Origin of the sequence: Staphylococcus sp. HMSC034C12 (genome assembly GCF_001835895.1) — a bacterium.
Lineage (GTDB): Bacteria > Bacillota > Bacilli > Staphylococcales > Staphylococcaceae > Staphylococcus > Staphylococcus hominis.
Genome location: NZ_KV826319.1, coordinates 1 through 23,019, shown reverse-complemented (window position 1 = coordinate 23,019; position 23,019 = coordinate 1). Strand labels below are relative to the sequence as shown.

Annotated in this window: 19 protein-coding genes and 1 tRNA gene; 19 read left to right on the top strand and 1 reads right to left on the bottom strand. The window is 31.5% G+C overall.

Translation table 11 applies throughout. From position 1 onward, the window contains the following. Nucleotides 1–137 precede the first annotated feature (137 nt). The 18 genes from HMPREF2629_RS04735 (at nt 138) to whiA (ending at nt 22,043) form a co-directional block, all read left to right on the top strand. A complete protein-coding gene (locus HMPREF2629_RS04735) occupies nt 138–1,220 on the top strand; it encodes a DEAD/DEAH box helicase family protein (RefSeq protein WP_019834943.1) in 1,083 nt (360 codons plus the stop codon). Beyond that, nucleotides 1,213–1,890 carry a ComF family protein gene (locus HMPREF2629_RS04730; protein ID WP_017175928.1) on the top strand — a complete coding sequence of 226 codons (678 nt, stop codon included), beginning with the start codon at nt 1,213–1,215 and terminating at the stop codon, nt 1,888–1,890. Before HMPREF2629_RS04735 ends, HMPREF2629_RS04730 begins: the two co-directional genes overlap by 8 nt. 61 nt (nt 1,891–1,951) lie before the next feature. After that, nucleotides 1,952–2,527, top strand: coding sequence for a ribosome hibernation-promoting factor, HPF/YfiA family (hpf, locus tag HMPREF2629_RS04725; protein WP_017175927.1), 576 nt, complete (start codon nt 1,952–1,954; stop codon nt 2,525–2,527). 461 nt (nt 2,528–2,988) lie between these two features. Then, complete coding sequence (gene secA / locus HMPREF2629_RS04720) at nt 2,989–5,526, top strand: preprotein translocase subunit SecA (RefSeq protein ID WP_070813185.1); 2,538 nt, start codon at nt 2,989–2,991, stop codon at nt 5,524–5,526. A 114-nt stretch (nt 5,527–5,640) separates the two neighbouring features. Further along, nucleotides 5,641–6,754, top strand: a protein-coding gene (gene prfB / locus HMPREF2629_RS04715) for a peptide chain release factor 2 (RefSeq protein WP_100442621.1) whose coding sequence is annotated in 2 segments (ribosomal slippage) — nt 5,641–5,712 and nt 5,714–6,754 — 1,113 coding nt in all. Because the reading frame shifts where the segments join, the coding sequence is not laid out codon by codon here. A gap of 220 nt (nt 6,755–6,974) precedes the next feature. Beyond that, complete coding sequence (locus tag HMPREF2629_RS04710) at nt 6,975–7,859, top strand: COG3942 and LysM peptidoglycan-binding domain-containing protein (protein WP_070813184.1); 885 nt, start codon at nt 6,975–6,977, stop codon at nt 7,857–7,859. Nucleotides 7,860–8,067: 208 nt separating this feature from the next. After that, nucleotides 8,068–8,715 (top strand): YfbR-like 5'-deoxynucleotidase, encoded by a 648-nt coding sequence (locus HMPREF2629_RS04705; RefSeq protein WP_017175923.1) that lies wholly within the window; start codon nt 8,068–8,070, stop codon nt 8,713–8,715. 5 nt (nt 8,716–8,720) lie between these two features. Next, a complete protein-coding gene (locus HMPREF2629_RS04700; protein ID WP_017175922.1) occupies nt 8,721–8,948 on the top strand; it encodes a CsbA family protein in 228 nt (75 codons plus the stop codon). Nucleotides 8,949–9,215: 267 nt separating this feature from the next. Then, complete coding sequence (uvrB, locus tag HMPREF2629_RS04695) at nt 9,216–11,201, top strand: excinuclease ABC subunit UvrB (protein ID WP_070813183.1); 1,986 nt, start codon at nt 9,216–9,218, stop codon at nt 11,199–11,201. A 7-nt stretch (nt 11,202–11,208) separates the two neighbouring features. Then, on the top strand, nt 11,209–14,049 hold the full coding sequence (gene uvrA / locus HMPREF2629_RS04690; RefSeq protein ID WP_070444028.1) for an excinuclease ABC subunit UvrA: 2,841 nt from the start codon (nt 11,209–11,211) through the stop codon (nt 14,047–14,049). 178 nt (nt 14,050–14,227) lie between these two features. After that, nucleotides 14,228–15,163, top strand: coding sequence for an HPr(Ser) kinase/phosphatase (gene hprK, locus HMPREF2629_RS04685; RefSeq protein ID WP_017175919.1), 936 nt, complete (start codon nt 14,228–14,230; stop codon nt 15,161–15,163). A 3-nt stretch (nt 15,164–15,166) separates the two neighbouring features. Beyond that, a complete protein-coding gene (gene lgt / locus HMPREF2629_RS04680) occupies nt 15,167–16,009 on the top strand; it encodes a prolipoprotein diacylglyceryl transferase (RefSeq protein WP_048761415.1) in 843 nt (280 codons plus the stop codon). Further along, nucleotides 16,009–16,488 (top strand): acyltransferase, encoded by a 480-nt coding sequence (locus HMPREF2629_RS04675; protein WP_017175917.1) that lies wholly within the window; start codon nt 16,009–16,011, stop codon nt 16,486–16,488. The genes lgt and HMPREF2629_RS04675 overlap by 1 nt, the downstream gene beginning before the upstream one ends. Nucleotides 16,489–16,505: 17 nt before the next feature. Then, the gene (locus HMPREF2629_RS04670) at nt 16,506–17,945 is read left to right on the top strand and encodes a tetratricopeptide repeat protein (RefSeq protein WP_049415402.1); all 1,440 of its coding nucleotides are present in this window, start codon (nt 16,506–16,508) and stop codon (nt 17,943–17,945) included. 63 nt (nt 17,946–18,008) lie between these two features. Then, a complete protein-coding gene (trxB, locus tag HMPREF2629_RS04665) occupies nt 18,009–18,950 on the top strand; it encodes a thioredoxin-disulfide reductase (protein ID WP_017175915.1) in 942 nt (313 codons plus the stop codon). 153 nt (nt 18,951–19,103) lie between these two features. Beyond that, entirely contained in the window at nt 19,104–20,018 is a 915-nt protein-coding gene (gene rapZ, locus HMPREF2629_RS04660) for an RNase adapter RapZ (protein WP_017175914.1), read from the top strand. Next, nucleotides 20,015–21,001: a gluconeogenesis factor YvcK family protein gene (yvcK, locus tag HMPREF2629_RS04655; protein ID WP_019834951.1), complete on the top strand. Its 987-nt coding sequence runs from the start codon at nt 20,015–20,017 to the stop codon at nt 20,999–21,001. Before rapZ ends, yvcK begins: the two co-directional genes overlap by 4 nt. Nucleotides 21,002–21,098: 97 nt before the next feature. Further along, complete coding sequence (whiA, locus tag HMPREF2629_RS04650; RefSeq protein WP_019834952.1) at nt 21,099–22,043, top strand: DNA-binding protein WhiA; 945 nt, start codon at nt 21,099–21,101, stop codon at nt 22,041–22,043. A gap of 68 nt (nt 22,044–22,111) precedes the next feature. Here whiA and HMPREF2629_RS04645 read toward each other — a convergent pair. After that, nucleotides 22,112–22,183: transfer RNA gene (locus HMPREF2629_RS04645), tRNA-Arg, on the bottom strand. Nucleotides 22,184–22,360: 177 nt separating this feature from the next. On the opposite strand from HMPREF2629_RS04645, the gene clpP reads away from it, so the two are divergent. Further along, entirely contained in the window at nt 22,361–22,948 is a 588-nt protein-coding gene (gene clpP / locus HMPREF2629_RS04640; protein WP_017175911.1) for an ATP-dependent Clp endopeptidase proteolytic subunit ClpP, read from the top strand. The last annotated feature ends 71 nt before the right edge of the window (nt 22,949–23,019 follow it).

Here is a 23,019-nt window from a genome sequence, read left to right as displayed (position 1 = left end):
TAGGTATCGTAAAGAGTTCAAAAGGATATCGATGTATTCAATGTGGTAATGAAGATAGTGCTCATTTCTATCAATATTTTTCCTCTATTCTTAATAAAGAAGTAATATATTGTCGACAATGTATACATCTAGGAAGAATGGATAATATTACTGAATATAAAATCATTAAAAGTAAAAATGTTAAATCAGAGGGATTATATACATTATCTTTTAAATTATCTGAACAGCAATGTTATGCATCTGAAAAAATCTTATCTGCTATAGAAAACTGTGAAGACTTATTATTATATGCGGTAACTGGTGCAGGAAAAACAGAGATGATATATGAGGGTATTAGCTTATCACGTAAAAGAGGATTTAATGTAGCAATCATCTCTCCAAGAGTAGATGTAGTAGTAGAGATTAGCCAGCGTATTAAAGAAGTTTTTTTGAAAGAAGATATTGACGTATTGCATCAATCAAGTAAACAACAATATAACGGACATTTTGTAATTTGTACTATCCATCAACTATATCGATTTAAAAATCACTTTGAAGTTATTTTTGTAGATGAAGTTGATGCATTTCCGCTGCCTATGGATCATCATCTACAAAATGCTATTAAACAAGCGGCTAAACCGCTATCTACATTGATTTATATGACTGCAACGCCACCTAGACATTTACTGCGTCAAATACCAAAACATCGCATTATACAGTTACCTGCTCGCTTTCATAGACACCCATTACCAGTTCCAAAATTTAAATATTTTAAATTAAATATGAATCGTACTCAAAGTTTTTTAAAGTATATGTTATTAAATCAGATTGAACATAAAAGATTTACGTTAGTATTTTTTAATAATATAGAAAAGATGATTAAGATATCCGAATACTATAAAAAAATATTTTCAGATTTGATATGTATTTCAAGTGAAGATGCTTTACGTTTTGAAAAAGTGAAAGCACTTCGTGAAGGAAAACATCGAATTGTTTTTACAACAACAATTTTAGAACGTGGATTTACTATGGCTCAATTAGACGTTATCGTAATTAATGCAGATACATTTGAAAAGGCTGCATTAGTACAAATTGCTGGAAGAGTTGGACGTAAACAAGAAGCTCCCACAGGAATGGTATTATTTCTTCATGAAGGTGTGAGTATATCAATGTTGATGGCTAAAAAAGATATTACAAGAATGAATAAATTAGGGATTCAAAGAGGGTGGATCGATGAATAAATGTATTCAGTGTGCTACTTCTATTCACGAAGAGTTATCTATATTTAATTTTTATAAACCACCACAACAATTTTGTGAAACATGCAAAAAACAATGGCAAGCCATTAAGCTTGATATCAATGATGAAAAAAGATGTACAAGATGCCTTAATTATAAAATAAATACAGGTGATGAATGTTTAGACTGTAAATGTCTCAATCAGCAATTTACGCTAATGTCACAACTGTATTGTGATTATAAATATGATGGAATAATGAAAGAAACGATTCATCATTACAAATTTATGAAAGATTATTATTTAGCTGAGGTTTTAGCTTCAAAGTTAACATTGCCTAAAACGTCATACGATTATATTGTCCCTATTCCATCCCCTTATAAAAGAGATGAACATCGAACGTTTAATCCAGTAACCACTGTTTTGGACAAAATGGGTATAAGCTATATAGAATTATTAGGCACACGTTCACGACCTAAGCAATCAAGACTTGGAAAAAAAGAACGATTTAAAGCTGACAATCCGTTCTATCTTAAAGAAAATATAGATATTACAAATAAAAATATTTTACTGATTGATGATATCTATACTACAGGTTTGACAGTTCATTATGCTGGAAGTGTATTATGTAATAAAAAAGTCAGAAAATTCAAAGTGTTTGCGTTTTCAAGATGACTTAAACATGATATTATAATAGTAAGAATTACCAATATTAGAGGTTAAAGGAGAGATAACTATGATTAGATTTGAAATTCATGGAGATAACCTCACTATTACAGATGCTATTCGCAACTATATTGAGGAAAAAATTGGTAAACTTGAACGTTATTTTAATAATGTGCCAAATGCAGTTGCACATGTAAAAGTTAAAACGTATCAAAATTCAGCTACTAAAATCGAGGTAACAATTCCTTTGAAAAATGTTACATTGAGAGCTGAAGAACGACACGACGATTTATACGCAGGAATTGATTTAGTTACAAGCAAATTAGAACGTCAAGTTCGTAAATACAAAACGCGTGTGAATCGTAAGAATAGAGATAATGGAGAACAAGAACCATTTATTGCTGAGCAACAAACAGTAGTGAATGAGGATGTGGAAGATACTTCAGAATCATCAAATGAGAATGAAATAGAAATTATTCGTTCTAAACAGTTTAGTTTAAAACCAATGGATTCTGAAGAAGCAGTATTACAAATGGATTTATTAGGGCATGATTTTTACATTTTTACAGATCGTGAAACAGATGGTACAAGTATTGTGTATCGACGTAAAGATGGTAAATATGGTCTGATTGAAACAACTGAATAGTTGAATGTAGACGTTCTTTACGAAAGTTAAGTATGAGGAACTATGACTAGAATTGAAAATACATGACATAAGCACGTGTTCAATTCAGTCAATGACTACTTCCTTGTTTAAAGGTACCTGAGACAAGTTGATGTCCCAGGTACTTTTATTATTTAGAAGAGAATAATAAATATTATATGTATCGTACAATGTGAAGAATAAGTATGAAGCTACTATCGACTAGCTACTTTTACACTTATTCATGGACGGTATAATCATGCTATGCTAATGTAATGAGGTAATTAAAAATTAAAGGGATAGTAAGTTTTTTAAAATAGAAAGAAAGTATAAATATAAAAGTAATTATTGTACACAATTAAGCATATCATTTATATGAGTATTTAAGTATAAATTTGAACTTATAAATGATATTATAAATTGTTGTAGGCCAAACAGTTTTTTTAGCTAAAGGAGCGAACATAATGGGATTTTTATCAAAAATTGTTGACGGCAATAAGAAAGAAGTGAAACGTTTAAGTAAAAAAGCTGATGAAGTACTTGCTTTAGAGGAAAAAATAGCGATTTTAACTGACGAAGAAATCAGAAATAAAACGAAACAATTTCAAGAAGAAGCACAAGCAATTGAAGATGTAAAAAAACAAAATGACTATTTAGATAAAATTTTGCCGCAAGCATTTGCATTAGTACGTGAAGGTGCAAAACGTGTATTTAACATGTCACCTTATAAAGTTCAGGTTATGGGTGGTATTGCTATTCATAAAGGTGATATTGCAGAAATGAGAACTGGTGAAGGTAAAACATTAACTGCGACAATGCCAACGTATTTAAATGCTTTAGCAGGTCGAGGTGTTCATGTTATTACAGTCAATGAATACTTATCTAGTGTTCAAAGTGAAGAAATGGCTGAATTATATGAGTTTTTAGGTTTAACAGTTGGTTTAAATCTAAATAGTAAATCTACAGAAGAAAAACGAGAAGCATACGCAAAAGACATTACTTATAGTACAAATAATGAATTAGGCTTCGATTACTTAAGAGATAATATGGTGAATTATGCGGAAGAACGTGTAATGAGACCATTACATTTTGCGATTATTGATGAGGTTGACTCTATTTTAATAGATGAAGCAAGAACACCGTTAATTATTTCAGGTGAAGCTGAAAAGTCAACGTCTCTTTATACTCAAGCGAATGTTTTTGCTAAGATGTTAAAAGCAGATGAAGATTATAAATATGATGAAAAAACAAAAGCTGTTCATTTAACAGAACAAGGTGCAGATAAAGCAGAACGAATGTTTAAAATCGATAATTTATATGATGTTCAAAATGTAGATATTATTAGTCATATTAATACTGCTTTAAGAGCACATGTTACTTTACAACGCGATGTCGATTATATGGTCGTAGATGGAGAAGTATTAATTGTAGATCAATTCACTGGTCGTACAATGCCGGGACGTCGTTTTTCTGAAGGATTGCATCAAGCTATTGAAGCTAAAGAAGGCGTGAAAATTCAAAATGAATCTAAAACAATGGCTTCAATTACTTTCCAAAACTACTTCCGTATGTATAATAAATTAGCTGGAATGACTGGTACTGCTAAAACTGAAGAAGAAGAGTTCCGTAATATCTATAATATGACAGTAACTCAAATTCCAACGAACAAACCTGTTCAACGTCAAGATAAGTCTGATTTAATTTATATTAGTCAAAAAGGAAAATTTGATGCAGTTGTAGACGATGTAGTTGAAAAACATAAACAAGGACAACCAGTTTTATTAGGTACTGTTGCAGTAGAAACAAGTGAATACATTTCAAATTTATTGAAAAAACGCGGTATACGTCATGATGTATTAAATGCGAAGAATCATGAAAGAGAAGCTGAAATTGTAGCAAATGCAGGACAAAAAGGTGCAGTTACTATTGCTACTAATATGGCTGGACGTGGAACAGACATTAAATTAGGTGAAGGCGTAGAAGAAATAGGTGGCCTTGCCGTAATAGGTACTGAACGACATGAATCTCGTCGTATTGATGATCAATTACGTGGTCGTTCAGGTCGTCAAGGAGATAAAGGGGATAGTCGTTTCTACTTATCATTACAAGATGAATTAATGGTTCGTTTTGGTTCTGAAAGACTTCAAAAAATGATGAATCGTTTAGGTATGGATGATTCAACGCCAATAGAATCTAAAATGGTTTCACGCGCAGTTGAATCAGCTCAAAAACGTGTTGAAGGAAATAACTTTGATGCACGTAAACGTATTCTCGAGTATGATGAAGTATTACGTAAACAACGTGAAATTATTTATAATGAACGTAATAGCATTATAGATTCAGAAGATAGTTCAGAAATTGTTATTGCGATGATGCGTACTACTTTACAGAGAGCGATTAACTACTATATTAACGATGAAGATGATAATCCTGATTATGGACCATTTATAAATTATGTTAATGATGTGTTTATTCAAGAAGGAGAATTAACTGAAGAAGAAATTAAAGGTAAAGATTCTGAAGATATTTTTGAAGTGGTATGGGCTAAAATTGAAAAAGGTTATGAAATCCAAAAAGAAAAAATTGGAGATCAAATGCCTGAATTTGAACGTATGATTTTATTACGTTCTATTGATACTCATTGGACTGACCATATTGATACAATGGATCAGTTACGCCAAGGTATACACTTACGTTCATATGCACAACAAAATCCACTTCGTGATTACCAAAATGAAGGACACGAGTTATTTGACTTAATGATGCAAGCTATTGAAGAAGATACGTCTAAATATATATTAAAATCTGTTATTCAAGTAGACGAACAAGTTGAACGTGAAAAAACAACAGATTTTGGTAAGGCACAACACGTATCTGCTGAAGATGGCAAAGAAAAAGCAAAAAAACAGCCTATTGTAAAAGGTGAAAAAATTGGACGTAATGATCCTTGTCCTTGTGGTAGTGGTAAAAAATATAAAAATTGCCATGGTAAAGAAGATTAATATCAAGTAATTATAATTAGGCGAGATCGAGACGTATATTGCTTATCATTTAAAAGCTTTTGTCACGATCTCGTATTTTATTTAAAGAATTTATAAATAAAGGAGACATATATAGTGGAATTATCAGAAATCAAACGTAATATTGATGAATATAATAATGATTTAGAACAAATTAGGGGGTCTCTTTGACTTAGAAAATAAAGAAACAAATATTCAAGAATATGAAGAAATGATGACAGAACCGGACTTTTGGGATAACCAAAATAAAGCTCAAGATGTTATTGATAAAAATAATGCATTAAAATCGATAGTTAATGGTTACTATGAACTCAACCATAAATTAGAAGATATGGATGCAACATGGGAATTACTTCAAGAGGAATATGATGATGAAATCAAAGAAGATTTAGAACAAGATATTGTAACATTCAGAGAACAAATCGATCAGTTTGAATTACAATTATTATTAGATGGCCCACATGATGCAAATAATGCTATTTTAGAGTTGCATCCTGGTGCTGGAGGGACCGAATCTCAAGACTGGGCTAGCATGTTATTAAGAATGTACCAAAGATATGGTGAACAACAAGGTTTTAAAGTAGAAACCATCGATTATTTACCAGGTGATGAAGCGGGAGTAAAAAGCGTCACATTATTGATTAAAGGTCATAATGCCTACGGTTACTTAAAAGCAGAAAAAGGAGTACATCGACTTGTAAGAATTTCACCTTTTGATTCATCTGGAAGACGCCATACGTCATTTGCTTCTTGTGATGTTATACCAGAATTTGATAATGATGAAATAGAAATAGAAATTAATCCTGATGACATTACAGTAGATACATTTAGAGCATCAGGTGCAGGTGGACAACATATCAATAAAACAGAGTCTGCAATCCGTATTACTCACCATCCAACTGGAATTGTAGTGAACAACCAAAATGAACGTTCTCAAATCAAGAACCGTGAAGCTGCAATGAAAATGTTGAAATCTAAATTATATCAATTGAAGTTAGAAGAGCAAGAACGTGAAATGGCAGAAATTCGTGGTGAACAAAAAGAAATAGGATGGGGTAGTCAAATTCGTTCGTATGTATTCCATCCATATTCTATGGTAAAAGATCATCGTACAAATGAAGAAACTGCTAAGGTAGATGCAGTAATGGATGGAGATATTGCGCCATTTATAGAAGCTTATTTACGACAAACGATGTCACAAAATGATTGATTGAGTTGTTTATTAATAAAAAATAAAATTTTAAAATCTAAATAAATCTAACTTTAAAATGTAATTCGTGACTTGTAATATTACTAATTTAATCAATTTAAACTAATTTAGGAGTGTTATTTAACCTTTATATTACAAGGTTTTAACATTCCTCTTTTTTAATGTTGTTTATGCTAAAGTATTAATGAACAAGAATACACTACAGCAAAGGAATGACAACATGTTAAAAAAATCAATAACTGTAACATTTGCTTCAATTGCAGCAATTACAGGTTTAAATACGTTAGCACATGCACAACAAACACACATTGTTAAAGAAAAAACAAATGTAGAAGCAGTGGCACAACAATTTTCTACAACTGCAGATGAGATAAAAAAATTAAATCATATAGGTAATGATGAAGTTGAAAAAGATGTTTCAATAGTTGTACCTGATAAAGATATTGTTGAAGTTAAATCTGGTGATACATTAAACAAAATTGCGAAAGCTCATCATTTAACATTAGATGAATTATATGCATTTAATCCAGGAGTAAAACCGTTAATTCATCCTGGTGATTTAATCGCAGTAAGTGACAAAGGTTCAGCAACATTAGAAAGTCACTTGATAAGTGATAGTAGGGTATATGCTACGCCTTATTCAAGTGAAACTGCACCATTAAGTTATAATAGCGCTGAAACTACGCCGTATGTAGCGTCTCCATCATATGTTACTAGTAGTAATGACAATACAGAAACAGTCAGTGCACCAGTATATTATAATAATAGCGCTTTAAATAACCAAGGTAATCATTATTATTTTGGTAACTGTACATATTATGCATTTGATCGTAGACAACAATTAGGACGTTCAGTAGGGAGCTATTGGGGAAATGCAAATAATTGGGCAAGCTCAGCTAGAAATGCTGGTTTAGTGGTCGATCATCGTCCTGAAGTAGGAGCGGTTTTCCAAACATCAGCGGGTTACTATGGTCACGTAGGTATCGTAGAACGTGTGAATAATGATGGTTCGTTTTACGTTTCAGAAATGAATTGGAATGGTCATTTCAATGATGTTACAAATAGAACAATTTATAATTCGTCTATTTATAATTTTATACATTAAATTTTTCAAAGGATTTATAATGTTAAAACATCAACAAAGCTTATGTTTTGTTGATGTTTTTTAGTTATTAATAATGCAATGTATTATTTAAAAGAAGAAATAAAAGTTACGAAATTATCACAATTAAAAATTTTTACTAAACGATTGATTGATATAATAAATACAAGTATAATTTCTATTTAATAATATAAGGAGGTATAACCGTATTATGGGGGTTCATCAATACTTTAAACGTTTATCTGATCTTGAAAAATTAATAAGATTGCCAGGAAAATTCAAATATTTTGAGCATAATGTTGCAGCACATTCATTTAAAGTGACTAAAATAGCTCAATACTTAGCAACAGTTGAAGAATATCATGGTAATTCAATTGATTGGAAAAGTTTGTATGAAAAAGCCCTTAACCATGATTTTGCAGAAGTATTTACAGGGGATATTAAGACACCAGTTAAATATGCAAGCAGAGAATTAAAAATGTTATTTTCCCAAGTCGAAGAAGAAATGGTAGATACGTTCATTAATGAAGAAATTCCGAAGCCATACCAAGATATTTATCGTAAAAGACTTCAAGAGGGAAAAGATGATTCTTTAGAGGGCCAAATTTTATCAGTAGCTGATAAAATTGATTTATTATATGAAACGTTTGGTGAAATTCAAAAACGTAATCCGGAAGATCTGTTTTTTGAAATTTATGAACATAGCCTAGAAACAATAATGCAGTTTGATCATTTAAGTTCAGTACAAGATTTTATCGATCACGTTATACCGGAAATGCTTACGGAAAACTTTATTCCTCGTGCTGAACTACGTGAAACAACAATGTCAATCTTAGAACGACGAAGACGAAATGAGTGAATATAATGATATGGTATACTTTAGCTGCCTTCTTTCCATGTATCTTAGTTATTTTATTCAGTGTAATTACCAGAAGTAAATGGGTAGGCGTCATTGTAACATTGATATTAATTGCCGCTTCAGTGTATAAAGGATTTTTTCATAATGAATGGATTATATTTTTAGATGTAGTATCTATCCTAGCTGGTTATGTGATTATTGATAATTTAGAATTTCACAAACATCAAGACTAAGCTAAAAAAATTGCAGTACGATACCATTTGTTTTATATTATTAATACATATCTAATAAAAATACGTCAACATATTAAGATGAGGCATAAATATAGAAGTGAATTTATATTTGTGTCTCATCTTTTATATATGTATAAAAAGTGATGGCAAACGTAAGCGAACAAACGTTTGTTTTTTTATTCGCTTTTTTGTTAAGATAAGTATAAATAATTTTATTTTTACTGAAATAAACATTTAATAAAATAAACTGAGGAGGCGCTTGAAAGAATGGTAGAACATCATCCTTTTAAATTAAATTCTGAATTTGAACCACAAGGGGATCAGCCTCAAGCCATAAAAAAAATTGTTGAAGGTGTTAAAGCTGGTAAACGTCATCAAACATTACTTGGTGCAACGGGTACTGGTAAAACATTTACCATGAGTAATGTAATTAAAGAAGTTGGAAAACCTACATTAATTATAGCGCATAATAAAACGTTAGCAGGTCAATTGTATAGTGAATTTAAAGAGTTTTTTCCTGAAAATAGGGTAGAATATTTCGTAAGTTACTACGATTATTATCAACCTGAAGCATATGTGCCATCAACGGATACATTTATCGAAAAAGACGCCTCAATTAACGATGAAATCGATCAGTTACGACATTCAGCTACAAGTGCTTTATTCGAACGTGATGATGTGATTATTATTGCAAGTGTAAGTTGTATTTATGGTTTAGGTAATCCAGAAGAATACAAAGATTTAGTTGTTAGCGTTCGAGTAGGGATGGAAATGGATAGAAGTGAGCTTCTTCGAAAATTAGTCGATGTTCAATATTCAAGAAACGATATCGATTTTCAACGTGGTACATTTAGAGTAAGAGGAGATGTTGTAGAAATCTTTCCTGCTTCAAGGGAAGAAATGTGTATCCGAGTAGAATTCTTTGGCGATGAAGTTGATAGAATCAGAGAAGTAAATTATCTAACTGGTGAAGTGATACGTGAAAGAGAACATTTTGCTATATTCCCGGCTTCCCACTTCGTTACTAGAGAAGAAAAAATGAAAGTCGCTATTGAACGTATTGAAAAAGAACTTGAAGAGCGATTAAAAGAATTGAAAGCTGAAAATAAATTATTAGAAGCACAACGTCTAGAACAACGTACAAATTATGACTTAGAAATGATGAGAGAGATGGGCTTTTGTTCAGGAATAGAGAATTATTCTGTTCATTTAACATTAAGACCACTTGGTTCCACACCTTATACGTTACTTGATTATTTTGGTGATGATTGGCTTGTAATGATAGATGAGTCGCACGTGACGTTACCACAAATTAGAGGTATGTTCAATGGAGACCAAGCACGTAAAAAAGTACTCGTAGATCATGGTTTCCGTTTACCAAGTGCTATGGATAACCGCCCACTTAAATTTGAAGAATTTGAACAAAAAACTAAACAGCTCGTTTATGTTTCTGCAACACCTGGTCCATATGAAATTGAACATACTGATAAAATGGTAGAACAAATTATTCGACCAACTGGTTTATTAGATCCTAAAATTGATGTTCGACCTACGAAGAATCAAATTGATGATTTACTCAGTGAAATTCAAGAAAGAATTGATAGGAATGAACGTGTGCTTGTTACAACCTTAACTAAAAAAATGAGTGAAGATTTGACAACATATATGAAAGAGGCAGGAATTAAAGTGAATTATCTTCATTCTGAAATCAAAACACTTGAACGTATAGAAATCATACGTGATTTAAGAATGGGCACGTATGATGCTGTAGTAGGTATCAATTTGCTTAGAGAGGGTATTGATATACCTGAAGTGTCGTTAGTAGTTATTTTAGATGCAGATAAAGAAGGATTTTTACGTTCAAATCGTTCACTTATTCAAACTATCGGACGTGCTGCACGTAACGATAAAGGAGAAGTTATCATGTATGCCGATAAGGTAACAGACTCTATGCAGTACGCAATTGATGAAACACAGCGTCGTCGAGAAATACAAATGGCACATAACGAAAAATATGGTATTACTCCTAAAACAATCAATAAAAAAATACATGACGTCATTAGTGCTACAGTGGATAATGATGACACAAATGAAAAACAACAAACTGAAGTACCTAAGAAAATGACAAAGAAAGAGCGTCAGAAAACAATTGAAAATATTGAAAAAGAAATGAAAAAAGCAGCTAAAGATTTAGACTTTGAAAGAGCAACAGAATTGAGAGATATGTTATTTGAACTAAAAGCAGAAGGGTGATTATTAAATGAAAGGTCCAAGTATCATAGTTAAAGGTGCAAGAGCACATAACTTAAAAGATATCGATATTGAGTTACCAAAGAACAAACTTATAGTGATGACTGGTCTCTCTGGGTCGGGAAAATCATCACTTGCATTTGACACAATATATGCTGAAGGACAACGTCGCTATGTAGAATCGTTAAGTGCCTACGCACGACAATTTTTAGGACAAATGGATAAGCCGGATGTTGATACCATTGAAGGACTATCACCTGCAATTTCAATTGACCAAAAAACGACAAGTAAAAACCCACGTTCTACAGTAGCTACTGTGACTGAAATATATGATTACATTCGATTATTATATGCACGTGTGGGGAAAGCATTTTGTCCATATCATGGAATCGAAATCGAATCGCAAACCGTGCAGCAAATGGTAGATCGTATATTAGAATTAGAAGAGAGAACTAAAATTCAAATTTTAGCTCCTTTAGTTTCACATAGAAAAGGAAGCCATGAAAAATTAATTGAAGATATTGGTAAAAAGGGATATGTCAGATTACGTGTCGATGGTGAAGTAGTCGATGTAAACGACGTTCCTGCACTAGATAAAAATAAAAATCATACTATTGAAGTAGTTGTAGATCGTTTAGTTGTAAAATCAGGAATAGAAACAAGATTAGCAGATTCAATAGAAACAAGTTTAGAGTTAGGTGAAGGAAACCTTATTGTTGATGTCATTGGTGGAGAAGATCTCAAATTCTCTGAAAATCATGCTTGTCCAATTTGTGGATTTTCTATAGGTGAATTAGAGCCTAGAATGTTTAGTTTTAATAGTCCATTCGGTGCTTGTCCAACATGTGATGGATTAGGTCAAAGACTTACAGTGGATCTAGATTTGGTTGTTCCTGATACTAATAAAACTTTAAATGAAGGTGCGATTGAACCTTGGGAGCCTACAAGTTCCGACTTTTATCCAACATTATTAAAACGAGTATGTGAAGTTTATAAAATTAATATGGATAAGCCATATAAAAAATTGACTGATAGACAAAAAGGTATTCTTATGAATGGGTCAGGCGATAAAGAAATTGAGTTTTCATTTCATAGTCGAAATGGAGGCACACGCCGTAGAAAAATGAAATTTGAAGGCGTAGTCGCTAATATAGATCGACGTTATCACGAATCACCATCAGAATATACACGTGAAATGATGAGTAGATATATGACTGAACTTCCGTGTGAAACATGTCACGGTAAACGTTTAAGTAAAGAAGCACTTTCAGTATATGTTGGTGGATACAATATTGGAGAAGTTGTAGAATATTCAATTAAAAATGCACTCAAATTTTATGAGAATATAGAGTTATCAGAGCAAGACAAAGCGATTGCTAAACAAATTTTAATTGAGATTATTTCAAGATTAACATTTTTAAATAATGTAGGCCTTGATTATTTAACACTGAATCGTTCTTCAGGAACATTATCAGGTGGAGAAGCACAACGTATTCGTCTTGCTACTCAAATTGGATCACGATTGACAGGCGTGCTTTATGTATTAGACGAACCTTCTATCGGGTTACATCAACGCGATAATGATCGTTTAATCAATACATTAAAAGAGATGAGAGATTTAGGTAACACACTAATTGTCGTTGAACATGATGATGATACGATGAGAGCAGCAGATTACCTTGTTGATGTCGGACCTGGTGCAGGTAACCATGGCGGCGAAATTGTCTCAAGTGGGACTCCTAAAAAGGTAATGAAAGACAAGAAATCCTTAACAGGTCAATACTTGAGCGGTAAAAAACGTATTGACGTACCGGAACATCGTAGAGAAATCACGAATCGTAAAATATCAATAAAAGGTGCAAAAAGTAATAATTTAAAAGATGTTGATGTAGATATTCCATTGTCTGTAATGACGGTTGTAACTGGTGTTTCTGGATCAGGTAAAAGTTCATTAGTTAATGAAGTGTTATATAAATCATTAGCTCAAACAATTAATAATTCTAAAGTTAAACCTGGAGAGCATGAGGAAATTAAAGGTATTGATCAATTAGATAAGATTATAGATATTGATCAATCACCTATAGGAAGAACACCACGTTCTAACCCGGCGACATATACAGGTGTATTTGATGACATTAGAGATGTTTTTGCTCAAACGAATGAAGCTAAAATTAGAGGATATCAAAAAGGACGCTTTAGTTTTAATGTTAAAGGCGGTCGTTGTGAAGCTTGTAAAGGCGATGGCATCATTAAAATAGAAATGCACTTCTTACCAGATGTATATGTTCCATGCGAAGTGTGTGATGGCAAACGATACAATAGAGAAACTTTAGAAGTTACATATAAAGGGAAAAATATTGCAGATGTATTAGCAATGACAGTAGAAGAAGCGACTTATTTCTTTGAAAATATTCCTAAAATTCATAGAAAATTACAAACACTTGTAGATGTAGGATTAGGCTATATTACTTTAGGACAACAAGCAACCACACTTTCTGGTGGGGAAGCACAACGTGTGAAACTGGCTTCAGAATTACACAAACGTTCTACAGGACGCTCAATTTATATCTTAGATGAACCTACTACAGGTCTTCATGTTGACGATATCAGTCGATTATTAAAAGTATTAAATCGCCTTGTGGAAAATGGAGATACAGTGGTTATTATTGAACATAATTTAGATGTTATTAAAACAGCAGATTATATTATAGATTTAGGACCAGAAGGCGGCGAAGGTGGCGGTACTATCGTTGCAACTGGAACGCCAGAAGACATTGCAAGTGTGGAAGCTTCTTATACTGGTAAGTATTTAAAAACAGTGTTAGAACGTGATAAAGTGCGAGATGAATAAAATAGCATTTAATGTGCGATAGTGTTTTTTTAGAGTACAAATGAAGTAGAATATCATTTTACTGATTTTGAAAAAAGGAGTAGAAAAATCATTTTCTACTCCTTTTTTATATAACATATTGTTATATTTTTGATATGATAAGAGATGAATTAATTCAAGGGAATTTTGAGGTGAACTCATGTTAACGACAGATAGATTGGTTAAAGTATTAAAACTGAAGCTATTTACTGGAGAAAAAGGATTAAATAAAACGATTAAAAACATTGATATTTCTAGACCTGGTTTAGAAATGGCAGGTTATTTTTCTCATTATGCAGCAAATCGTATTCAATTATTAGGTACCACTGAATTATCATTTTACAATTTATTACCAGATGAAGAAAGACGGGGACGAATGAGAAAATTATGTCGTCCTGAAACGCCAGCAATTATTGTGACAAGAGGATTAGAGCCACCTCAGGAACTGATTGAAGCGGCTCAAGAAATGGATACACCTTTGATTGTTTCTAAAGATGCTACAACAAGTTTAATGAGTCGATTAACGACATTTTTAGAACATGAGTTAGCTAAAACGACCTCTCTACACGGTGTTTTAGTAGACGTATATGGTGTAGGAGTATTAATTACAGGAGACTCTGGCATCGGGAAAAGTGAAACAGCATTAGAATTAGTAAAGCGAGGTCATCGTTTAGTAGCAGACGATAATGTTGAAATCCGTGAAATTACGAAAGACGAATTGGTTGGTACACCACCTAAGTTAATTGAACATTTATTAGAAATACGTGGACTAGGAATTATCAATGTCATGACTTTATTTGGAGCGGGGTCAATTCTAACCCAAAAACAAATACGGTTAAATATAAATCTTGAAAATTGGGATAAGAATAAATTATATGATCGCGTTGGATTAAATGAAGAAACATTAAAGATTTTAGATACAGAAATAACTAAAAAAACAATCCCTGTAAGACCAGGAAGAAACGTTGCTGTTATTATAGAAGTAGCTGCAATGAATTATCGTTTAAATATCATGGGTATTAATACAGCTGAAGAATTTAATCAACGTTTGAATGAAGAAATTATCAAGAATGGGAATCAGAATGAAGGGAAATAGTATATGCTTTTTAATTTGAATTATATCAATCCTACTGCTATCGATATAGGTCCTTTATCGATAAAATGGTATGGAATTATTATTGCAGTAGGAATATTAATAGGATATTTTATTGCTCAAGAAAGCTTGAAATCTATAGGATTACATAAAGATACATTAGTAGATATTATCTTTTATTGTGCAATTTTCGGATTTCTAGTTGCAAGAATTTATTTTGTTATATTTCAATGGCCTTATTATATGGAAAATCCATCAGAAATACCTAAAATTTGGCATGGCGGGATAGCTATTCACGGTGGATTAATAGGTGGCTTTATTACTGGAATTATTCTATGTAAATTGAAAAATCTTAATCCTTTTCAAATTGGAGACATTGTTGCACCAAGTATTATATTAGCTCAAGGTATAGGGCGATGGGGCAATTTTATGAATCATGAAGCTCATGGCGGACCAGTATCAAGAACATTTCTAGAAAGCATGCATATTCCAGAATTTATTATTCGAAATATGTATATTGAAGGTGTATACTATCATCCTACTTTTTTATATGAATCTATTTGGGATATACTTGGATTTATTATATTAATTACCCTTAGAAAGCATCTACGCGTTGGAGAAACATTTTCATTATATCTCATTTGGTATTCAATAGGACGCTTCTTTATTGAAGGATTACGAACAGACAGTTTAATGTTAACAAGTCATATTCGCGTAGCTCAACTTGTTTCAGTTATTTTAATGATTATGGGTATTATTTTAATTATCTATCGTCGAATTAAACATCAACCAGTTATTTATAAAAATGCTGGACCATTAACTTGGAATTCAAGAGTGAAGGTAAAATAATGAGACGATTAACTATTATTAATACACAGTCGATGAATCCCTTATGGCGCATTTACCAATTTGTTCGTTTTTCTAAAGTGTTAAAAAATACAGTAATAATAGAAATAAGTCGCTTTATTCCTTTTTTAAATGTAAAACGTTATATTTATATTCATTTCTTGAAGATGTCAATTGGGGAACGAACTGCATTTGCCTATAAGGTAATGCCTGATATTTTTCATCCCCAGTTAATATCTATTGGCAGTAATACTGTTATTGGTTATAATACAACAATATTAACGCATGAAATTTTAGTAAATGAGTATCGTTATGGACGAGTGGACATTGGTTCTCATACTTTAATTGGAGCAAATGTGACCATTTTACCTGGGGTGAAAATCGGTCATAACGTTATAATTAAAGCAGGTACTATCGTCTCTAAAGATGTTCCCGATGATACTATTGCTTTTGGAAACCCCATGCAAATTCATAATAAATAAGAAAGTGGTGACAAAGCATGGCACGAAAGGAACAAAAAATTATTCCAATGACTTTTGATGAGAATTTTTATCGAAAGATGGCAGATCAAAAATATAAACAGAGAGATTATAGAAAAGCAGCTGAATATTATAGAAATGTGCTAGATTTGTCACCTGAAGATTTTGATATAAGACTTAAGTATGCCGATTGTTTAAATGAATTGAATTTGAATAAAAAAGCAGAAAAAATGTTTTATGAAAGCATTATAAATGATCATAATGTAGCAGAAAGTTATTATCAATTGAGTCAACTGAATATTAAACTTAACGAGCCAAACAAGGCCTTCTTGTTTGGTATTAATTATGTAATTTTATCAAATGATGATTCTTTTAGAGAAGAATTAGAAAAAATGTTCGAAGTTTCTTATATTGAAGAAAATAAAATTGAAATGGAAGCACAATTATTTGCAGTTCAATTATTATTTCAATATTTATTCGCTCAAGGACGTTTACAAGAAGCACGAACGTATATTTTAAAACAAAACGATGATATTCAGTCGCATCGCGTTATTAGAAATTTACTAGCAATGTGTTATCTTTATTTGAGTGAATATGAGATTGCTAGAGAATTATTCGAAACATTGCTTGCTGAAGATAACTCGGATGTACATGCACTATGTCATTATACATTGCTATTATATAATACTAATGAAACAGAGAAGTATCACAAATATATAAAAATATTAAATAAAGTGATGCCGATGAACGAAGATGAAAGTTTTAAGTTAGGTATTGTACTAAGTTATCTCAAACAGTACAAAGCGTCTCAACAACTTTTATTACCTTTATATAAAAAGGGTAAGTTTGTTTCAATTCAAATGTTTAATGCTTTAAGCTATAACTATTATTACTTAGGAAATAAAAAACAAAGTAAATTATTTTGGGATAAATTATTGCAAATTTCTGAAGTAGATGTTGGATATGCCCCATGGGTATTAGAAGAAAGTAAATATACATTTGAACAAAAAATATTACCTTTATTATTAGATGATGACAGTCATTATCGATTATATGGCGTATTTTTATTAAATCAGTTAAACGGAAAAGAAATACTAATGACTGAAGACATTTGGTCAGTATTGGAAAACATGAATGACTATGAAAAGTTATATTTAACCTACTTAGTTCAAGGATTACATTTAAATAAGCTTGATTTTATTCATAAAGGATTAAAGAAAATGTATGACGTTGAAGAACTATCGTTTGATACAGAATTATTTGTCAGTTGGATTGATAAAGGAGAAGCTTTAATCGTTGAAGGCGTTAATTTTAAAGAGTTAAATAGATATATTGCGGCACATGTTTATTTATATTACCGTTATCATAAAAAGCGTATAACTAAAAAGAAAATCATTGAAATTTTTAATACTACAAGATATAAATTAGATAACGCAATTGATAAATTATTGAGCATATAAATTTATGAAAAACAAATAATACTATATAATGCGCGTATTAATATAAACGTAGGAGGTATAAAAATGAACGAAGTAGATTTTGATGTTGCGATAATTGGGGCTGGACCAGCTGGAATGACTGCTGCAGTTTATGCATCACGTGCAAATCTAAATACAGTGATGATTGAACGTGGTATGCCTGGAGGACAAATGGCAAATACGGAAGAAGTTGAAAATTTTCCAGGGTTTGAAATGATTACAGGTCCAGATTTATCAACAAAAATGTTTGAACATGCGAAAAAATTTGGTGCTTCTTATCAATATGGAGATATCAAATCAATTGAAGATAATGGCGATCACAAAGTGATTAATCTAGGAAATAAAACTATAACAGCTAGAGCAGTGATTATTTCAACAGGTGCAGAATATAAAAAAATTGGTGTCCCTGGTGAACAAGAATTAGGTGGCCGTGGCGTAAGTTATTGTGCAGTATGTGATGGTGCATTCTTTAAAAACAAAAATATATTTGTTATTGGTGGAGGCGATTCAGCGGTAGAAGAGGGCGCATTCCTTACTAAATTCGCTGATAAAGTAACAATTGTTCACCGAAGAGACGAATTAAGAGCCCAAAAAATTCTACAAGATCGTGCATTTAAAAATGAAAAAATTGATTTTATTTGGAGTCACACTTTGAAATCAATTAATGAAAAAGATGGAAAAGTTGGATCTGTAACGTTAGTTTCAACAAAAGATGCGTCTGAACAAACGTTAGATGCAGACGGTGTATTTATTTATATTGGGATGAAACCTTTAACAGCACCATTTAATAACTTAGGTATTACAAATGATATGGGTTATATTATTACAAAAGATGATATGACTACTTCTGTACCAGGGATTTTTGCAGCTGGAGACGTGAGAGATAAAGGATTACGTCAAATCGTAACTGCTACAGGTGATGGTAGTATTGCTGCACAAAGTGCAATTGATTATATCGAAGAATTAAAAGATAAAGAAGAAGCTTAAGGGATTAATTAAAGCTAGAATAATCACTTCTGATAGAAGTATTATTACTAGCTTTTTTCTTAGCAGTAAAGTCGATACAAATTGTTAGCAAGGTAAAAATATATGCTATGATGTTATATAAATACATGTATGCTTAAATGGATGGTGCTTAGAATGGTTAATCAAATAAATGATGAAATGAGCAAAAGTGAACTATTAGTTGTTACAGGATTGTCTGGCGCTGGTAAATCATTAGTTATTCAATGTTTAGAAGATATTGGCTTTTTCTGTGTAGATAATTTACCACCTATATTACTACCTAAACTTGTGGAGTTAATGGAGCAAGGTAACCCTTCACTTCAAAAAGTAGCAATTGCAATTGATTTAAGAGGAAAAGAGTTATTTAAATCACTTATAGATGAAATTGATGTAATTAAAACGAGAAATGATGTTATTGTAGATGTTATGTTTTTAGAAGCTACAACTGAAAAATTAATTTCTAGATATAAAGAATCACGTAGAGCGCACCCTTTAAATCAAAATGGTCAAATGTCTTTAATTGATTCAATTCTAGAAGAACAACAATTACTTTCAAATATTAGATCAATAGCGAATTATATTATTGATACTACAGAGTTAAAGCCTAAAGAATTAAAAGAAAGAATCAAACGTCATTTCGCCGATGAAAAAATGAATTCATTTAGTATTAATGTAACTAGTTTTGGATTTAAACATGGTATTCAGAAAGATGCTGATTTAGTATTCGATGTACGCTTTTTGCCTAATCCATATTATGTTGAAGACTTGAGACCGATGACTGGAGAAGATGAAGCAGTTTATAATTATGTGATGAAATGGAAAGAAACTGAAACTTTCTTTGAAAAACTAATGGATTTACTTATTTTTATGATTCCAGGCTATAAAAAAGAGGGTAAATCACAACTGGTTATAGCAATAGGTTGTACTGGCGGACAACATCGCTCTGTAGCCTTAGCTAAACGTATCGGAGAAGAGTTAAATGATATATTTGATTATAATGTGTATGTTCATCATAGAGATGCACATATTGAAAGTGGCGTGAAGAAATGAAACAGTTGAAAGTAGTACTAATCGGAGGAGGCACAGGACTCTCAGTACTAGCTAGAGGGTTACGAGAATATCCAATAGATATTACTGCTATTGTTACAGTTGCAGATGATGGTGGTAGCACAGGTAAAATTAGAGATGAAATGTCTATTCCTGCTCCAGGAGATATTAGAAATGTCATTGCAGCGCTAAGTGATGCAGAACCAATTCTAGAAGAATTATTTCAGTATCGTTTTGAAGAACATCAAATTGAAGGTCACTCATTAGGTAATTTATTACTTGCAGCACTTACAAATATAAAAAATGACTTTGGTCATGCAGTGAAAGAATTAAGTAAAATTTTAAACATTAAAGGAAAAGTGATTCCATCTACTAATACTAATGTTATGTTAAATGCTGTTTTAGAAGATGGTGAGATTGTTAAAGGTGAATCTAAAATACCTAAAAAAAATAAAAAAATTCGACGTGTCTATTTAGAACCATCTAATGTAGAACCCATGCAGGAAGCCGTTGATGCTTTACAAGAAGCGGATTTAATTGTTCTAGGTCCTGGTTCACTGTATACAAGTGTAATTTCAAATTTGTGTATTGAAGGTATTTCTAAAGCAATCATAAGTTCACAAGCACCGAAATTATACATTTCTAATATTATGACTCAACCAGGAGAAACAAATGATTATGATGTCTACGATCATGTTAAAGCTATTCATCAACATGCTGGTGAACCATTTATTGATTATGTTATTTGTAGTAATGATGCATTTGATGAACAGATTCTTCAACGATATAAAGAACGTAATGCTCATCCTGTAAGTACGAATAAAATAAAATTAACAGAAAATAATATTAAAATGATTACTTCTAAAAATCTTGTAGAAATTTATGACCATGTCTTTGTTCGTCATAATACAAAGGTACTTGCTAAACTTGTATATGATTTAGCACTTGAATTAACAAGTACAATTCAATTTAAACCTAAAAAATAAATTTTAATGAATTTAAAAATAATTTGATATAGAGTGTTATATATTTTGAGATGTTAATTACATATAATAATGATGATGAGAAAAGGAGGGAGCATCAATGAGTTTTGCATCAGATATGAAAAATGAATTGACCCGCATTGAAGTCGATGAAAGTAATGCTAAAGCTGAACTTAGCGCTTTGATTCGGATGAACGGTGCACTCAGTTTATCTAATCAACAATTTGTAATTAATGTTCAAACTGAAAATGCGACTACGGCTCGAAGAATATATTCATTAATTAAGCGTATTTTTAATGTCGAAGTAGAAATTTTAGTACGAAAAAAAATGAAATTAAAAAAGAATAATATCTACATTTGTCGAACTAAAGTACGTGCTAAAGAAATACTTGATGAATTAGGTATTTTAAAAAATGGTATTTTCGTTCATGACATTGATGCGAGTATGATTAAAGATGATGAAATGCGTAGAAGCTATTTAAGAGGGGCATTTTTAGCGGGTGGATCAGTAAATAATCCAGAAACTTCTTCCTACCATTTAGAAATTTTTTCTCAATATGAAGGACATGCTGAGGGATTAACTAAACTAATGAACAGTTATGGACTGAATGCTAAGCATTTAGAACGAAAAAAAGGAAGTATTTCTTATTTGAAAGAAGCGGAGAAAATTTCTGAGTTTTTAAGTTTGATAGGGGGGTACCAAGCACTATTAAAATTTGAAGATGTAAGAATAGTGAGAGATATGAGAAACTCTGTCAATAGATTAGTAAATTGTGAAACAGCTAATTTAAATAAAACTGTGAGTGCAGCTATGAAACAAGTACAAAGCATTCAATTAATTGATGAAGAAATAGGTTTAGATAATTTACCTGATCGTTTAAGAGAGATTGCAAAATTACGAGTAGAACATCAAGAAATTTCTTTGAAAGAATTAGGAGAAATGATATCAAATGGGCCTATTTCTAAATCAGGAGTAAATCATCGCTTACGAAAATTAAATGAACTCGCTGATAAAATTAGAAATGGAGAAAAAGTCGAATTATAAAATAAAATGTGTTTTAAGAAATAGGATGAAACATTAATATAACGTTTCATTCTATTTCTTAATAATAGCCCCCTCGAGAGGAATCGAACCTCTATCTTAAGAACCGGAATCTTACGTGCTATCCATTACACTACGAGGAGTATAATATAAAAACTAATTTCTGTACTAAATATATAATTAACAGTACAATTTGAATATATGAATAGTGTATAAAATTATAAAAAGCAACGTCAAATAAAAGTAAAAGTATTCTTTTTGACCATTTTTGACTTTTGTTGTAAAATAAATATAACAGTTAATTACAAGGAGGAAATATAATGAATTTAATTCCTACAGTTATTGAAACAACAAATCGCGGTGAACGCGCATATGATATTTATTCTCGTCTATTAAAAGACCGCATTATTATGTTAGGCTCAGCAATTGATGATAATGTTGCAAATTCAATTGTATCACAATTATTATTCTTACAAGCTCAAGATTCTGAAAAAGATATTTATTTATACATTAATTCTCCAGGTGGTAGTGTAACAGCAGGATTTGCTATTTACGATACAATTCAACACATTAAACCAGATGTACAAACAATTTGTATTGGTATGGCTGCGTCAATGGGATCATTCTTATTAGCAGCTGGTACAAAAGGTAAACGTTTTGCCTTACCAAACGCTGAAGTTATGATTCATCAACCATTAGGTGGCGCTCAAGGTCAAGCGACAGAAATTGAAATTGCTGCTAACCATATCTTAAAAACACGTGAAAAATTAAATCGTATTTTAGCTGAACGTACAGGTCAAAGTATTGAAAGAATTCAAAAAGATACTGATCGTGATAACTTCTTAACTGCTGATGAAGCAAAAGAATATGGTTTAATTGATCACGTAATGCAACCTGAAGATATGTAAATAGAATTGTTTAATATGTAAAAAAGGAAGAGCATTGAGGTACTGACCCCCTTAAACGGGAACTTAATAAA

Coding starts and splice junctions, on each gene's coding strand:
- whiA (WP_019834952.1), top strand. CDS start 21,099: ATGAGTTTTGCATCAGATATGAAAAATGAATTGACCCGCATTGAAGTC.
- secA (WP_070813185.1), top strand. CDS start 2,989: ATGGGATTTTTATCAAAAATTGTTGACGGCAATAAGAAAGAAGTGAAA.
- yvcK (WP_019834951.1), top strand. CDS start 20,015: ATGAAACAGTTGAAAGTAGTACTAATCGGAGGAGGCACAGGACTCTCA.
- uvrB (WP_070813183.1), top strand. CDS start 9,216: ATGGTAGAACATCATCCTTTTAAATTAAATTCTGAATTTGAACCACAA.
- HMPREF2629_RS04700 (WP_017175922.1), top strand. CDS start 8,721: ATGATATGGTATACTTTAGCTGCCTTCTTTCCATGTATCTTAGTTATT.
- HMPREF2629_RS04710 (WP_070813184.1), top strand. CDS start 6,975: ATGTTAAAAAAATCAATAACTGTAACATTTGCTTCAATTGCAGCAATT.
- HMPREF2629_RS04735 (WP_019834943.1), top strand. CDS start 138: ATGGATAATATTACTGAATATAAAATCATTAAAAGTAAAAATGTTAAA.
- trxB (WP_017175915.1), top strand. CDS start 18,009: ATGAACGAAGTAGATTTTGATGTTGCGATAATTGGGGCTGGACCAGCT.
- uvrA (WP_070444028.1), top strand. CDS start 11,209: ATGAAAGGTCCAAGTATCATAGTTAAAGGTGCAAGAGCACATAACTTA.
- HMPREF2629_RS04670 (WP_049415402.1), top strand. CDS start 16,506: ATGGCACGAAAGGAACAAAAAATTATTCCAATGACTTTTGATGAGAAT.
- HMPREF2629_RS04705 (WP_017175923.1), top strand. CDS start 8,068: ATGGGGGTTCATCAATACTTTAAACGTTTATCTGATCTTGAAAAATTA.
- clpP (WP_017175911.1), top strand. CDS start 22,361: ATGAATTTAATTCCTACAGTTATTGAAACAACAAATCGCGGTGAACGC.
- HMPREF2629_RS04675 (WP_017175917.1), top strand. CDS start 16,009: ATGAGACGATTAACTATTATTAATACACAGTCGATGAATCCCTTATGG.
- lgt (WP_048761415.1), top strand. CDS start 15,167: ATGCTTTTTAATTTGAATTATATCAATCCTACTGCTATCGATATAGGT.
- rapZ (WP_017175914.1), top strand. CDS start 19,104: ATGGTTAATCAAATAAATGATGAAATGAGCAAAAGTGAACTATTAGTT.
- hpf (WP_017175927.1), top strand. CDS start 1,952: ATGATTAGATTTGAAATTCATGGAGATAACCTCACTATTACAGATGCT.
- hprK (WP_017175919.1), top strand. CDS start 14,228: ATGTTAACGACAGATAGATTGGTTAAAGTATTAAAACTGAAGCTATTT.
- HMPREF2629_RS04730 (WP_017175928.1), top strand. CDS start 1,213: ATGAATAAATGTATTCAGTGTGCTACTTCTATTCACGAAGAGTTATCT.